The organism is Candidatus Methanomassiliicoccus intestinalis Issoire-Mx1, assembly GCF_000404225.1.
Lineage (GTDB): Archaea > Thermoplasmatota > Thermoplasmata > Methanomassiliicoccales > Methanomassiliicoccaceae > Methanomassiliicoccus_A > Methanomassiliicoccus_A intestinalis.
Window position 1 is genome coordinate 606,925 of sequence record NC_021353.1, and the last position, 15,131, is coordinate 622,055.

Genomic DNA, 15,131 nt, shown 5'->3' on the forward strand with positions numbered 1-15,131 from the left:
TAGATGATGCGTGTCATACTAAAAGGATAAGCCTTAAGTATCGTACCAGTATACTCCAGTCTTCTGATGGCACGGTGCTTCCTCATCCTTGAAAACGGGACAATCGCAGAGGGCACTGGCTTTGGTTTTGAAAAGACCATCTTTGGAGAGGTCGTATTCAATACTGGAATGTCCGGCTATCAAGAGAGCTTGACGGACCCGTCTTACAAAGGCCAGATACTTGTGATGTCCCACCCATTGATTGGAGATTATGGTATTAATCCGAGATACTCAGAATCGGACTCTGTACAGGTAGCAGGATATGCAGTACGAGAAGCCTGCAAAGATCCTTCCAAAATGTACGGCGGAAAGTCCCTGGACGAGTATCTTAAAGAAAATAAGGTTCCAGGTATCAGCGAGATCGATACCAGATCTATTATTCTCGACATCCGCTCCAGCGGAGTTCTTAAAGGCGCTATAACCTTTGACGATGACCCTGAGAAGCTTTTAGATGAAGTTTGTAAGATGCCTGCATATGCAAGCAAAAACTGGGTGGAGGAAGTAAGCACCAAAAAGGTCGTGCGTTATGAAAACAAAGGCGCCAAAAAACTAGCAGTTATCGACTGCGGTGTGAAAAACAGCATCCTTTCCGAGCTGAAGAAAAGATTTGAAGTCATAATGGTGCCATATAACGTTGACAAGTCATTTTTCAGAAATGAAGATATTGATGGTGTCTTTTTGTCAAACGGTCCTGGAGATCCAGCCCATCCGGCGATTCAAGAATCGACCATTCAGACTGTGAAAGCAATCAAGGAAGATTATCCAATAATGGGAATTTGCTATGGAACACAGCTTCTAGCTAGAGCCTTTGGAGGCACTACCTACAAGATGAAGTTCGGGCACCGCGGCTCTAACCAGCCGATAAAGCACAATGGGAAGGTTTACATCACTTCTCAAAACCATGGTTATGCAGTAGATAAAGAATCTCTGGAAGGAACCGGTTTTGTGGCAGACCACATAAACGTCAATGACGGAACTGTCGAGGGCATAACTCACAAAGAGCTGCCGGTTTTTGCTGTACAGTATCATCCTGAGGCCGCTGCAGGTCCGCACGACACGATGTTTCTCTTTGACGAATTCAAGAAGAAGCTGGAGGAATCCCGGTGAAACGTACAGATCTTAAGAAAATTTTAGTAATCGGTTCAGGTCCGATTGTAATCGGCCAGGCAGCCGAGTTTGACTTTTCGGGAACACAGGCCTGCCGTTCATTGAGGGAGGAAGGCTATACTACAGTTTTAGTAAATTCCAATCCAGCTACAATCCAGACGGATATGGATACTGCGGATGTTGTATACATTGAGCCGCTTTCAGCCGAGACTGTTGCCAAGATTGCAGAAAAAGAGCATGTTGACGGAATCCTTTCAGGAATGGGTGGACAGACTGCATTGAACATCTGTTCAGAACTGGCGGAAAACGGTACACTAAAGAGGCTTGGCATTCATCTTCTGGGAACACAGCCTGAAGCCATTGCCTGGTCTGAAGACCGTGAGTTGTTCAGGGAAGTTATGCTCAAAATCGGCGAGCCGATACCTAAAAGCAAGACAGTCTGCAGCATTGAAGAAGCCAAGGAGGCTGCGAGAGAGCTTGGAAAATATCCTGTTCTAATCAGACCTGCGTATACCCTCGGCGGTACAGGCGGTGGAATTGCTCACAATGAAGAAGAGCTGGAAACGATTGCCGGCCGCGGTTTGATTTATTCGCGTATCCACCAAGTGTTGATTGAAGAGAGTGTGCTGGGATGGAAAGAGTTTGAGTATGAAGTAATGCGTGATGCAAATGACAATTGTATTATCATCTGCAACATGGAGAACTTCGATGCGATGGGTATCCATACTGGTGAAAGTATCGTAGTCGCACCTGTGCAGACTTTAAGCGATGAGGATCACCAGCGTCTTAGAAACGCCACTATCAAAATTATCAGGGCTCTTGAGATCGAAGGAGGCTGCAACATTCAATTTGCCTTTGATCCTGAAACAAAGGAGTATCGTGTAATTGAAGTGAACCCGAGAGTTTCAAGGTCTTCTGCGCTTGCATCAAAAGCTACAGGATATCCAATTGCCAGAGTTGCAACGAAGATTGCAGTAGGCTATACACTGGATGAAATTCCCAATAGAATTACGGGGAAAACTTACGCTGCCTTTGAGCCGTCCATTGACTATGTGGTAATCAAAGTCCCGCGGTGGCCGTTTGATAAGTTCCGTACAGTCGACAGGACGCTCGGAACACAGATGAAGTCCACCGGGGAAGTAATGGCAATCGGAAGAACTATTGAAGAAGGACTGCTGAAAGCCTTGAGATCTCTGGAAATCGACAGGGCATATCTTGATTCTGGCAATTGGTCTGATGAACAGTTGGAAGAAGAGCTGAAGACTGCTACAGATCAGAGACTGTGGGCCATCGCCGATGCTGTGCGCCGCGGTATGGATGTCAACAGGATTGCAGATCTTACAAAATGGGATGTCTATTTTGTCAATAAAATCAAGAATATTGTCGAAATGGAAAACGAACTGAAACAGGGTCTGAGCGGTGATCTTCTGAAGCGTGCGAAGAAGATGGGTTTCTCAGACGAAGTTATTGCTGGATTTACTGCAGTGCCTGAAGAAGAAATCAACAGGATGAGAAAGTCGCAATCGCTCGTTCCTACATATAAAATGGTAGATACCTGCGCTGCCGAATTCGCTGCGGAGACTCCTTATTTTTATTCTACATATGAAACTGTCAACGAGGCAGTTCCCAGCAATCACAAGAAGGTTATAATCGTAGGTGCCGGGCCCATTAGAATTGGTCAGGGTATTGAATTCGACTATGCCTGTGTCCATGGTGTAATGGCTCTTCAGGAAGAGGGTGTTGAGGCAATTATTGTTAACAACAATCCTGAAACAGTTTCTACCGACTATGATATTTCAGATCGTCTATATTTTGAACCGTTAACACTGGAAGATGTCTTGAATATCATTGAGAATGAAGATGCAGATGGAATTATCCTGCAGTTCGGCGGTCAGACTGCTATCAATCTGGCAATGCCCCTGGAGAATGCTCTTAAAGGAAAGAAGACAAAGATTCTTGGAACTTCTCCTAGTGATGTTGATGTAGCGGAAGACAGAAAACTATTCTCTGCTTTGATGGATAAGTTAGGAATTCTGCAGCCTAAATCTGGAACAGGTTATTCCTTTGAAGATGTACAGGCTCTTGCTTCCGATATTGGATATCCTGTATTGGTAAGGCCTTCATACGTTATCGGCGGCAGGGCAATGGAAATAGTCTATAATGAGAGCGAGCTGAGAACATACATGGAATCTGCAGTGAAGGCTTCCAAAGCTCATCCGATTCTGGTGGACAAGTATCTCTCTCATGCTATTGAGATTGATGTTGATGTGGTTTCTGACGGCACAGACATATTCATTGGCGGAATTCTAGAACACATCGAGGAAGCCGGAGTACACTCAGGAGATGCGACTATGTCTTTACCTCCTCAGACTATTTCTCCGGAGATCATTGCTAAAATCGAAGAAATTGCGATCAAGGTTGCCAAAGCTCTCAATATCATTGGACTTCTCAATCTGCAGTTGGCAGTAAAGAACGGTGAAGTCTACATGATTGAAGCCAATCCACGTGCTTCTAGAACTGTACCGCTGGTGTCTAAAGCAATCGGTGTGCCTCTGGCAAAAATCACTACCAAGGTAATGCTGGGCCGTACTCTGAAAGAGCTCGGGTATGTTGGTTCAGCAGACCATAAAAACGTAGTAGTCAAATCTTCTGTTTTCCCCTTCTTGAAACTGCCGGGTGTCGACTCAATTCTAGGTCCAGAAATGAAATCCACCGGTGAAGTGATGGGAATTGCACCGACATTTGACGAATCCTGTTACAAGGCTTTAGTCTCATCGGGAATGAATCTACCTTCAGGCGGCGGAGTTTACGTTACTGTCAGTGACAGGGATAAACCAGATGTCCTGCCGATTGTTAAAGAATTGGTGGATATGGGATTCCAAATTTATGCTACAAAAGGTACTTCAACATTCCTCAGGGAGCACGATATACAGACAACCACTGCATATACAATCTCTCAAAATATGGATCCAGATGCTCTTGGCTTGATGCGCAGCGGTAAAATCCAGCTGATCATAAACACACCTACCGAGAGTTCTGGTGCCAGAAGGGATGGCTATATGATGCGTCGTTTGGCTGTGGAGCTTGAAATTCCATTCCTGACGACGGTGCAGGCTGCCCGCGCTACTGTGATGGCAATGAAACGTGCTGCCGCAGGTCCTCTCGATGTCATCGATCTGAGAACATACTGTGGAATGAGCAAAAACTGATTTTGGTAAAAACCCTGCACACATATGGTGCAGGGCAATATTTCTTTCATACTTCTAAAAAAACTTTTGAATTGATTTGACTAGAGCAAATGCTGTCTGGTGTATCAATATCGGTCGAACATGATGATGTGTGTAAAGAGAATCATATGATTACCACGTGTGTTGATGATTTGAATCTTAATATTGATGAATTTGAGTTTGAACTATGCGTTCCTTATCATTTTGTGAATTAAGCGGATCATGTTTGCACATGAATCACTGGCATCCACATTTACTTCTGTCGATCATCTTACCGGCGTGTAGTTGATTTCTGATTTTTCATCAGTGGCCTCAACCTTAAATATCACAGGTCTCAAACCGTCATTACAGCTGCAGATGGCGACCCCGGGAACCTTTATCCAGTCGCCATAGTAAAACAGACCTTTTTCTGCTCCGTGCGCCAAAGCAAAGACATACTGATAGATTGCTTTCCATGCCTCATCACAGAAACCTTCTGGTTTTGCGTAGTCTGCATAAAAAACCTGTCCTACTTTCATCATCGGGCATTCTGTCAGACCTTCTACTCCATATTCGGAAGCCAGTTCCTTATCCAGTGTGGTTTTTAGAACCGTTATCTTAACTTTGTTCATTTTTGCACCTTTATTGACTGAGTTTAATGGATCGTCAGGCTTTTGACTCCTTTGCATTCCATGAGTGTAGGTATTATCTTTGATGGCACAGGTTCGTCTGTAATTACGTACAGCTTGGGTGACTCAGTCAAATCTGGATCATCTACCATTGATTGCCTTATGCTGATGCCTGTTTCTGCGATAATGGATGCCACAGAGGCTAGAATTCCAGGTTCGTTAGCGTTTGAAGGAACGATTTCAATGCAGCCCCAGTTCATTACCGAAGCAACATCTTTCAGCATCGTTGTAGGCAATATTAAAGAAAAGATCTTGCTGAGCTCATCATCTTTTTCAATTGTTTCAATTGCAGTTCTTACAATTCTTCTGTCCACATCTACGACACGTGCTATCGCAGTGTCTGCAATCTCAACTTCCCCGCTATACACTCTGCCGTTCTTTATGCACATGCCGTTAGACAGCAGTAGTTTGACAACTTTTAGCTGAGACGGGTACCTCATGAAATGTTTAATTACAGCTGGATGCACGAACCAGTATCCTTATTCAATGCTATAGAGTTTTTGTTATTTTGATTTGACAACCTTTGACTTAGGAGTATGACATCTATCCAGCAGTGCAGTCAAAAACCAAACCTTCTAATGATGCCTAAAAATAATCAAATTACAATAACCATACTTGTGTATTGCATTGAATTACATACCAAGAATTGATCTTATGATTAATTACAAACACATGTCCAGACTATCCTTATCTCTATGTAGAATCCTAGTGGCATCAATATATATTGTTTTATTATTCATACAAGATTGTTATGTGTCTGGACGTCAGCATATAGACCTACGCGATATTTTTAACAGTGCTATCAGTCAGCTGAAGCTCTGTTGAAATTTCCGGTCATGTGTAATATGTTCAGAGACCAAGTTTCCTTGAGAATAAAGGAAACGAATAACAAACCCCCTTAAAAGTAAATAGGTGAGTGAGCAAATGAATAAAAAAAGTAAATTGATACTAGCATCAGCGCTATTTATTGCGGCCTTGATGCTACTTGTACCTTTATCTCAGGTAGATCTGCCTGGGGGGGGGGGTACAGGAAACTTATCATTCTGACTCAATTGTTTTGAGTGAGAATAGTTCTAAAACAATTCTTGTAGATGATACTAATGGTGATGATACTAGTGGAAACGGCACTGAAACACCATACAAAACCATCACCAAAGCAGTCTTAGCAGCTAGTTCAGATACTAGTTCAAAATACATAATCAAACTTCTCACGGACATTAATGCCGCCGGTGAGGAAGTTGCATCCACTGCTAGCGATGACACTGCTTCTACACCCTCGAATTCTAAAATTATTATGATCAGTATGGCATTGACTCTTGATCTCAATGGCAAAACGCTGACAACCACTGACACTTCACGAATTGAAGTGAAGGCTGGCGGAGATCTAACAATAACTGATTCCAGCAGTAGCATAGGAAATATTAACCATACTGTAGCAGGGGATGAAAAGTTCCCAATCATGGTATCTGGAGAATCAGGAAATGTTGCTAAACTTACCTTAGACAAATGTAAAATCACTGTTATTGGATCTGAAGGTACTGGATCTGAAGGTGGCGCAGAAGGTTATGGTGTATACGCTGCAAAGTATTCTAAAGTAACATCTGGGGAAGGAGTTACAATAACTGCAGGCTATTCAGCAATTTCCGGTAACGGTCAGAATCCTGGTGTTGATGTAACAATCACCGGCGGAACATATGAATCCAAGAATTATGCAGCAATATACTTCCCGTGTACTGGAAAACTAACCATAACTGGTGGAGAATTCATCGGTCTCTCAGGTATCGAAATCAGAGCTGGGGATGCATATATCAGCAATGCTAAAATTAGTGTTACTGGTAATTCTGAAACTCCACTTCCCAAGAACGATGCTAATAAGTTTAGATCGGATGTGCCTACCCCTTGGGGAATGGGTATTGCTATTCTCGATCACAACAGTTATGCAGTTACTAAGAATGAGGCAAATAAAACATCATACAATGACATCAACGTCGTCATCGACAATGTAACTTTCAATGATGATGCAAACTTTGACATTTATGTCGGCAAGCACCTTCTGGACCAAAACACTACTACTACTGGTACATTCGTTCAGAATGATGCAAAAACATTACACGACATAAATGTAACAGTCAACGGTGTTGATTTCAAAGGAAAAGGTCTTTACTTGTACGGGGCAAATGATGTAACAATCACCAACTGTAACTTTACAGACATAACCGCATCAGTAGACACTTCAATTGATGTAAACGCTATTTACTTGAAGGATTGCAGAGGAAATCTCCTCATTAGCAGTAATGAAATCAAAATTAGCAGTAATGAAATCAAAACTGAAACTGAAAACGTTTCTAACTGCAGACGTGGAATTTACATTTATAACTGCGATTCTCCTAACATAAGCATAATTTACAACAAAATCACTAATGTCGAATTCAATGCGATTCAGATTCAGATCCCTAACTATACTCAATTAACATTAGAACCTAATCTCTACATCTCTAACAATAAAATCTCTGAGTGGGATGCTGATAACGATGGCGTTTCAAGCGGTAACACCAACAATCCGTATGCCGGTGGTCGCGCAGTTCGCATCGATATTCACAACTCTTATCGGGCAACAATCTTTAACAATACATTTTCTAAAAGTTATGATTCTGGTGTAAATTTTGTATCAGATCTTGGCAGCAGTACTTCTAATGGTGGTTATGATAACGGAAACGTTCTCAAACTTACTGCACAAGGTGGTAATAACAACACATACGCTGTCACTTTAGAGCTAAATGGTAATAAATTAAATAATGAATCTTTATCGTATACCAACAACGATTATGTAATTCTACCGTCAAATGATAAAGCGACATTTAGCACTGATCCTCAAAACCTTTTCAAAAAGGGAAATGATAGTGTATCTGTAAAAGATCTCATTGAACCTTATAATCTCTACTCCACTGACGGCGGCTACACTTTCTATCCGGGAGGAACTCTGAAATATGTAACTGGTTACGATGGCTTTTCTTCAGGTAACTTAGCAATGCAGTCAGGATACTATCTGCCTTTCAGAATATCTTTCGATAAAACATATGATAATCTGGAACATCTTTCAGTAACTCTTAAAGGAGATGCAAGCAAGACTGTTGGACAGAAGGCGTTAGATTCTGGTAAGACCAGCACAGATGATGCTTACATGGATGTTGTATTCTTCATCGGTAGTCTTTCCTCAATTGAGATCACTATCGATACCGATACAACTGATGCTAATCCAGCAATCACATACATAATCTATCTAATCGATTTAGACCTGGAGCAGTCAGTAAAAACAGCACCTTTAGTCGATCACGGAGCGGATGGAACTGATAACATACCAATTACTCCAAAAGATTACAAGGTTGAAATGAAAGTAGGCTACAATAATATCTTTATACTAAACGTTACAGCCCACGATCTTAAGCAGCATTACAATGCTCAGAATACTCTTGGCTATTGGGTTGGCGTTGCTATACCAGTTCCTGAGAAAATCACTACTCTCACAGGTGCAAAATATTCATTTAACGAACATCCTCTTCAGTGGAAGTCATTTCCTGACGATGCAGAACTGGTTAATATCGATGGGAAGTATTACGTTTGTTTCTACTTCAATGCCGATACTGATGATGCTGAACGATACGTCGTTGTTGACTGGGATGGTGATGGAGCAGCAAAACCTCTGTGCTATGCAGTCAATCTTGACGTGACTTTCACTTCAGATGAATTTGTACAAGCACCTCTCATAGATCACGCTACAGAACCTGGAAAAGAGGTTGATGGTGTTACAGACTATTCAGTAAAGGTAGGAGTTACCGATATCAAGACTCTCTACTTAACTGCTAAAAACGTTCCCAGTCATATCAATGGAGCTGGTACTTCAGGATATTGGGTAGGCATAGGATTCAAAGCTCCCACTGGTGCTGACTTCAGCACTGCTAAAATCATTACTGGATGGGGAGATTATGTTCTAGATAATCTTCAGTGGAATGACTCAATTGCTGCTTCTTTCGATTCACACTTTGGAGGAAATGATACTTGTGACTATTTCTCCACTTACTATAACTTTGATTCAAGCAGCAATACAGATAACAAAGCTTACATCATGATTAAGTGGAATGACAATGACATCGATAAATATCTCATCGACTTCTCCGGTGTTTCCAAGAAATCTTCATCAACTGGAGGCGGAGGTACACCAGTCAACCCACCAGTGACTCCAGACACACCGAAAGAACCAATCATTCCTGACAGCAACGGAAACGTTGATGTTGTAATCGATGATAAAAAAGCAGATGAGTTAGTTCACGAAGCAGTTTCATCTGGTTCTGATACAATAACAATCTTAGACACTAAAAACGTCTCTGGAAATGTTTCTTCTGTTACTGTTTCTACTACAGACTTAGAAACAATTTCTAAAAAGATTGAAAACAATAATAATATAGATTCAGTCTCGATCGAAACATCAAATGGAGACATCATCATCGAAAAAGAAGTTCTTTCATCAATACTTGAAAACACAAAAGCAGAGTCAGTTTCATTTGAAGTAGAAGATGCAAAGAACAAGTTGACAGAAGAACAGAAGAAAGCTGTAGGAGACAGACCTGTTTATGATATCAGCATCAAAGCAGGAAATGAGAATGTAACATCATTCAACGGAAAGGCCATAACAATCTCACTTCCATACACATTAAAAGCAGGCGAGGATCCGAAAAATATTGTAGTATATTATGTCAAAGAAGATGGTTCATTAGATAAGATAAACTGCGAATACAAGAACGGTAAAGTAATCTTTGATACAGACCATCTTTCAAAATATGTCATTGGATATGAAGAACAGGACAAACCTGTAACTCCAGATACTCCTGAGGATAAGAAAGAAAGCAGCAATAACACGATATACTACGCTGTTGCAGCAGTAATCATCATTCTCATCATTATCGCTTTAGCATATTACTTCATGAAGAAAAAGCAGTGATGATAAGAATATCAAACAAACTTACTGAACGCGAAAGCGTCAGTAAACTCATTTCTATTTTTTTAATTTTTTTATCAAAATTCTGTAATCTAAAGGTGATAGCTTTATAATGAATACAAAAAAGAGATGATGATATTTTGTAAAGTCTTCTAACCTAACGCAACATGCCAAAAATTCAATATGGATCTTTTAAAGCCGTTCTCCTGCCCAAGCTCTCTAATTTTTAATGATTGTCTTAAGACGAGGTAAAAGATACGAATTTAAGGTATTTTCCTTATATCTTATGATCACCTTCATAGTACTGAGGTATCATATGAGCAGTCAGAATATAGAAGAAATGTTGTCGAAGCATCCCTGCTACAATGAAGAAGCGCATAAGAAGTTCGCTCGTATGCATTTACCTGTGGCTCCAAAGTGTAACATTCAATGTAACTTCTGCAACAGGAAATATGACTGCACTAATGAAAGCAGGCCGGGAGTAACCTCGGAAGTATTATCGCCAGAAGATGCCACGACTAAAGTCTCTTACGTACGTGACAAAGTACCTAACTTGTCTGTTTTAGGCATAGCTGGACCCGGAGATCCTCTTGCAAACGAAGAGACATTTAGAACTTTAGAGCTAATCAATAAAGATCATCCAGATCTCACATTCTGTCTCAGCACCAACGGGCTCAATCTTCCTGAAAATGTGGAGAGACTGAAAGCTCTCAACGTCAATTTTATCACCGTAACTCTGAATGCTGTGGATCCTGAAATAGGTTCTAAGATCTATGATTTTGTAACAAAAGATGGTAAGCAGTACAGGGGCCTGGATGCAGCAAAAATCCTCTTGAAAAATCAGCTTGAAGGGATTCAGAAGGCTGTGAATGCAGGAATGACTGTTAAGCTGAACGTAGTTCTCATTCCTACAATAAATGATAAGCACATTCCAGAGATTGCTAAAAAGGCAAAGGAAATGGGAGTATACATTGTGAATGTTCTCCCTCTGATCCCTGTGCCCGGAACTAAATTTGAGAACCTGAGAGCGCCGACTCCGAGCGAAAGGAAAGCCATTCAGGATCAGTGCGGGGAAGATATCCGCATGATGAGACACTGCAAACAGTGCCGGGCGGATGCAATAGGTCTGCTGGGAGAAGATAGATCTCAGGAATTTGCATGCATTTCAAAGAGCTGCATGAATAAAGAAAGCTCCAAGGAATGGTACAATGTGGCAGTAGCTACATCCGATGGAGAAAATGTTGACCTGCATTTCGGCCAGGCTTCAGCATTCCACACTTATAAGATAGGAAGCGGTAAAATCATCGAATGTGCTACGATTGATATGGAGTCTCCAAGCGATATTCCTGTTTACGGTAAAGAGCACTTCACCAAGCTGGAAAAGACTGTAGGGCTGTTAGCTGGAATGGATGCAGTAATTGCCGAGAAATTCGGAGAGCCTGTGCTTGAACTGCTGAGGAAGTATGGAATAGCCTATCTGGAAAGCAGGGGCAGCATACAGTCAGCGTTGGAGCAGATGGAAAAAGTTCTGAAGGGTGAAGACCTCATAAAGATATGAGCTCTGCAACACTTTCCCCTTCTTTGGAATCGTAGACTGAAATAACATTCCGCATCAGGTCTTTTACATCATCTATGTGAGTAATCAGCAGTATCTGGCTGAACTGATTTTCAAGCTTTGAAAGAGCAGTCATGATGTTGCGCTTCCTGTTCTGATCCTGAGAGCCGAAAATTTCATCGAGAACAAGGAAATTAATATCTTTGCCAGACCTATCAGAAAGCAGCCTGGATATCGCCAGTCTCAAACATAAGTTTGCTAAATCCATCTCTCCGCCGGAGAAGCGGTTTATCGGATACTTTGCATCTCCGTCATAAACTGAGATGTTATACTCATCATCCAGTTCTAACCCCAAATACCGCCCATCAGTCATGTCTGAAAACATTGATGATGCAATGTCTGTAAGTGCAGGAATAATTCTTTCCATCAGATTATCTTTTAAATCTGAAAAAATATCTCTAAGTGCAGCAAGCTCTGAAATCTTTTTCAACGATTCTTTCTGCTTGAGTTCAGTTTTTTCAACTTCCTTAATTTCTCTAGCCTTGTTGTCTATTCTTTCATCAATGACTGCGGACTGTGTTTGTTTCTCATTGATTTCTTTTTGAATTGCGGAGCATTCTTCTTCAGCAGATTTTACTGATAACTTAACACTCTGGTATGCTTCGTCATCGTAGTCAATGTTCTGCAAATCAGTTAAAAGTCTAGCTAATTCATCTTTCTGACGGACAATCCTGTCTTCATTATCTTTTTTCTCCTGCATAAAATTCGGCAGGTTTCGGCTTTCTCCCTTCAGTCCGTTGTATTCATCAGATGACTTTTTCAGACTTTTTAGATCGTCAGTTATTTTCTGGTATTCCTCACTATCAAATTTCACATCTTTTATTGATGTGAGAGAATTCTCTGCATCTTTTCTTTCTTCTTCAAGATCCTTTACCTGTTTTCTTACAGACCTCAGTTCTGCAGTATGATCAATGCCCTTCTGTCGTTCTTCTTCAAGATGTGTTTTTCTTTTCTTCAGTGCAGTCAGGTGAATCTTTTCTTCATTTTCAGAGTTTACAAGGGACATCTTCTCTTCAGAGGCAGTTTTGATAGTTTCGGACACTTCCTGCATTTCAGTCTGCAGCTTATTCATAAGAATGGTGTGATGCTCTCCCAGAGTGCGTTCGCATTCAGGACACACGCTGTCCGGGCCTCTCTTTCTCATTACAGAGATCTTTTCGCTGAGTGATTTTTCAATCTTGTTATTTTCTTTCAGAGCAGCGTCCACTTCATGTATCTTAATATTGATCTCATTGATCTTTTCTTCAATTTCTGAAATCTGCTCAGTGTTCTTATCTATCTCAGATGAAACTCCGCTGTACTTTTCCAGTTCGGTAAGAATCTCTGCTTCTTTGGCCTGGTGTGATTTTATATTCTGATCCAAACGGTCTAATTTTAAAATTATATCGTTTCTCCTTTGGAACAGCATTCTGTCTTCATCAAGAACTTCTTTTTTATGACTCATCTCTTCATATGATCTGTATTTTAATTCCAGTTCTGGAAGTTTTTCTAACTTTTTATTGAGATCAGATATTTTCATATCAAGCGACTGCAGATGGCCAGTTTCAATCTCAATCTCTTTTTTCTTTGAATCAGCGGCATTTTTGGCTGCAATGTATTTTCTATACACTGCATCTAGTTTTTCCAGCTCTTCTGAAGCCTCATTCTTCTTATTTTGCAGCTCTGTTTCTTTTTCTTTGAGAACCGACAGCTCTCTAATTATTTCATTTTTAGAAATGATTAATGAATCTCTATCTTTGATCAGACAATCCTTTTTCAGTTTTCCATCTGGATTTTTCAGATTTGATTCCAGATCGTCTTTCATATGTTTTTCAAAATTCAGATCAATACTGACATTCTTAACCACATCCTGCAGTATGTCGATGTCAAGCAGTTTTACGATATGCTCCTTTCTCTTGGATGCATTCAATTCTGAAAGTGCAGACAGGTCTTTCTGCCGTGAAAATACCGATATAAAGAATTCCTTGCTTTCCATACCCAGCAGTTTCTCGATTTTTTCAGTTACTGCTGAATCGGAGTTTGCTGTTTGTATTCCGTCTGCGAGCAAGTATGCATTGGGAGTATTGTTTTTTCCCTTGAGAGATCTGACAAGTTCGTAATTTGTTCCATTTAGGTCAAATACTATCTTAACAGAACACTCTTCTTTGGGAGATGCGTTATAATTTTTGATACCGTCCTTTCCATCCCTGATGATGTCGCTGTTTCTGCCCCCGCTTCCGTAAAGCGCCCAGGCAATGGCTTCGATAAGTGTGCTTTTACCGGCACCGTTGGCTCCGAGGATTCCCACAACTCCGTCTGGAATGTTTAAACGCACATCTCTGAAGCGGCGGTAGTTTGTCAGTTCAATTCTGATCAGTCTGATTGTCCCGCCTCCTTTTTCAGATAGCTGAGTCCCAGCTCCTTAATGCGCTGCTTGTCGATATTCTCAATCGGTCTGGCATTCACGAATGATATGAACTCATCTTCAATGTGGCCGAATACTGCAGAAGTGGACTGCACTGACATTTTGTCCTGAGAACTTACTATTCTCAGTTCGAAATGAGCTGCTGTAGAAAACTGCTCTTTGATCTTTTTGGCATTTATTGAATTTCTGACAGAGCTCAAAACACGGTTTACGGTCATTCTCACAATCGCACCATCAATGTTGTCTGGTATCGAATTTTCAATCTCGTTGATGAGGCTTTCAGCGTCCAGATGCAGAGCGTCAATATATGGCAGATCAATCATTTTTCTTGCAGGCAGTGAAACAAATTCTTTTGTTCCTTTATCTAAATCAATTACTAAGTATCCCTTATCCTGCCTTGCTTCTGAAAATGAAAATCTTTCTGTCGAGCCTGAATAATAAGCGTTGTCTAAAATTTTCTGATATCCGTGATAGTGTCCCAGTGCCACATAATCCATGTTTTTCTGCAGATGTGAATCCTCTATCACCTGATCATTTGTACTGGAATTCTGGAATGCTTTTAAACTGGCTACACCGGTGTGCAGCATCATCACATTGTATCTGCTGTCTGCGGGACTGATAGAATCAAGTCTGGTAAGATATTCTTCTCCTTCGGCATAAGGCAGACCATGAATTGTCATATCGCCGATTCTGACTTTTTCATATCCTCCGCGGTATATGCAGTGCACTCCCTCTATGTGGTCAAACAGCCTGAAAACACTGCCGGTCTCGCGGATTCTTGGCATGGAGTGATTTCCGGCAATTATGACGATCGGGATGCCTTCTTTGGAAAGACGTAAAAACTGTTCCATGGCAAACCCGAGGGTTCTGTTCGATGGTCTGATTGAATCAAACAGATCTCCGCTGTGCAGGATCACATCAGGCCTGAGTTCTATCGCATCATCCACAAACCTCTCGAATGATCTGTACGTGTCAACTTCTCTCTGATTAAGTCCTTTGTAAGGTCCGGGATCTGCACAGAGAGTACGATATGCGCTGAATCCCAGGTGGGTGTCCGAAACATGTATGAATTTCATCA

Annotated in this window: 8 protein-coding genes; 4 read left to right on the forward strand and 4 right to left on the reverse strand. The window is 41.2% G+C overall.

The features are described from left to right. Positions 1 to 66: 66 nt before the first annotated feature. Together carA and carB are read left to right on the forward strand one after the other, a co-directional pair. Complete coding sequence (carA, locus tag H729_RS02970; protein WP_020448519.1) at positions 67 to 1,146, forward strand: glutamine-hydrolyzing carbamoyl-phosphate synthase small subunit; 1,080 nt, start codon at positions 67 to 69, stop codon at positions 1,144 to 1,146. Next, the gene (gene carB / locus H729_RS02975) at positions 1,143 to 4,355 is read left to right on the forward strand and encodes a carbamoyl-phosphate synthase large subunit (RefSeq protein ID WP_020448520.1); all 3,213 of its coding nucleotides are present in this window, start codon (positions 1,143 to 1,145) and stop codon (positions 4,353 to 4,355) included. The genes carA and carB overlap by 4 nt, the downstream gene beginning before the upstream one ends. 284 nt (positions 4,356 to 4,639) lie before the next feature. On the opposite strand, the gene H729_RS02980 is transcribed toward carB, so the two are convergent. After that, on the reverse strand, positions 4,640 to 4,984 hold the full coding sequence (locus H729_RS02980; RefSeq protein ID WP_020448521.1) for a TIGR04076 family protein: 345 nt from the start codon (positions 4,982 to 4,984) through the stop codon (positions 4,640 to 4,642). 23 nt (positions 4,985 to 5,007) lie between these two features. Next, positions 5,008 to 5,508 (reverse strand): hypothetical protein, encoded by a 501-nt coding sequence (locus H729_RS02985; RefSeq protein WP_020448522.1) that lies wholly within the window; start codon positions 5,506 to 5,508, stop codon positions 5,008 to 5,010. Positions 5,509 to 6,098: 590 nt separating this feature from the next. On the opposite strand from H729_RS02985, the gene H729_RS02990 reads away from it, so the two are divergent. Both H729_RS02990 and nifB read left to right on the forward strand, forming a co-directional pair. After that, on the forward strand, positions 6,099 to 10,037 hold the full coding sequence (locus H729_RS02990; protein ID WP_020448523.1) for a right-handed parallel beta-helix repeat-containing protein: 3,939 nt from the start codon (positions 6,099 to 6,101) through the stop codon (positions 10,035 to 10,037). Positions 10,038 to 10,350: 313 nt separating this feature from the next. Continuing rightward, positions 10,351 to 11,592: a nitrogenase cofactor biosynthesis protein NifB gene (gene nifB, locus H729_RS02995; protein WP_020448524.1), complete on the forward strand. Its 1,242-nt coding sequence runs from the start codon at positions 10,351 to 10,353 to the stop codon at positions 11,590 to 11,592. Here nifB and H729_RS03000 read toward each other — a convergent pair. Beyond that, a complete protein-coding gene (locus tag H729_RS03000; protein WP_081633098.1) occupies positions 11,579 to 14,011 on the reverse strand; it encodes an AAA family ATPase in 2,433 nt (810 codons plus the stop codon). The genes nifB and H729_RS03000 overlap by 14 nt on opposite strands. Continuing rightward, positions 14,002 to 15,129, reverse strand: a complete 1,128-nt coding sequence (locus H729_RS03005) for a metallophosphoesterase family protein (RefSeq protein WP_020448526.1) — start codon at positions 15,127 to 15,129, stop codon at positions 14,002 to 14,004. The genes H729_RS03000 and H729_RS03005 overlap by 10 nt, the downstream gene beginning before the upstream one ends. Positions 15,130 to 15,131 lie beyond the last annotated feature (2 nt).

Coding starts and splice junctions, on each gene's coding strand:
- H729_RS03005 (WP_020448526.1), bottom strand. CDS start 15,129: ATGAAATTCATACATGTTTCGGACACCCACCTGGGATTCAGCGCATAT.
- H729_RS02980 (WP_020448521.1), bottom strand. CDS start 4,984: ATGAACAAAGTTAAGATAACGGTTCTAAAAACCACACTGGATAAGGAA.
- nifB (WP_020448524.1), top strand. CDS start 10,351: ATGAGCAGTCAGAATATAGAAGAAATGTTGTCGAAGCATCCCTGCTAC.
- carA (WP_020448519.1), top strand. CDS start 67: ATGGCACGGTGCTTCCTCATCCTTGAAAACGGGACAATCGCAGAGGGC.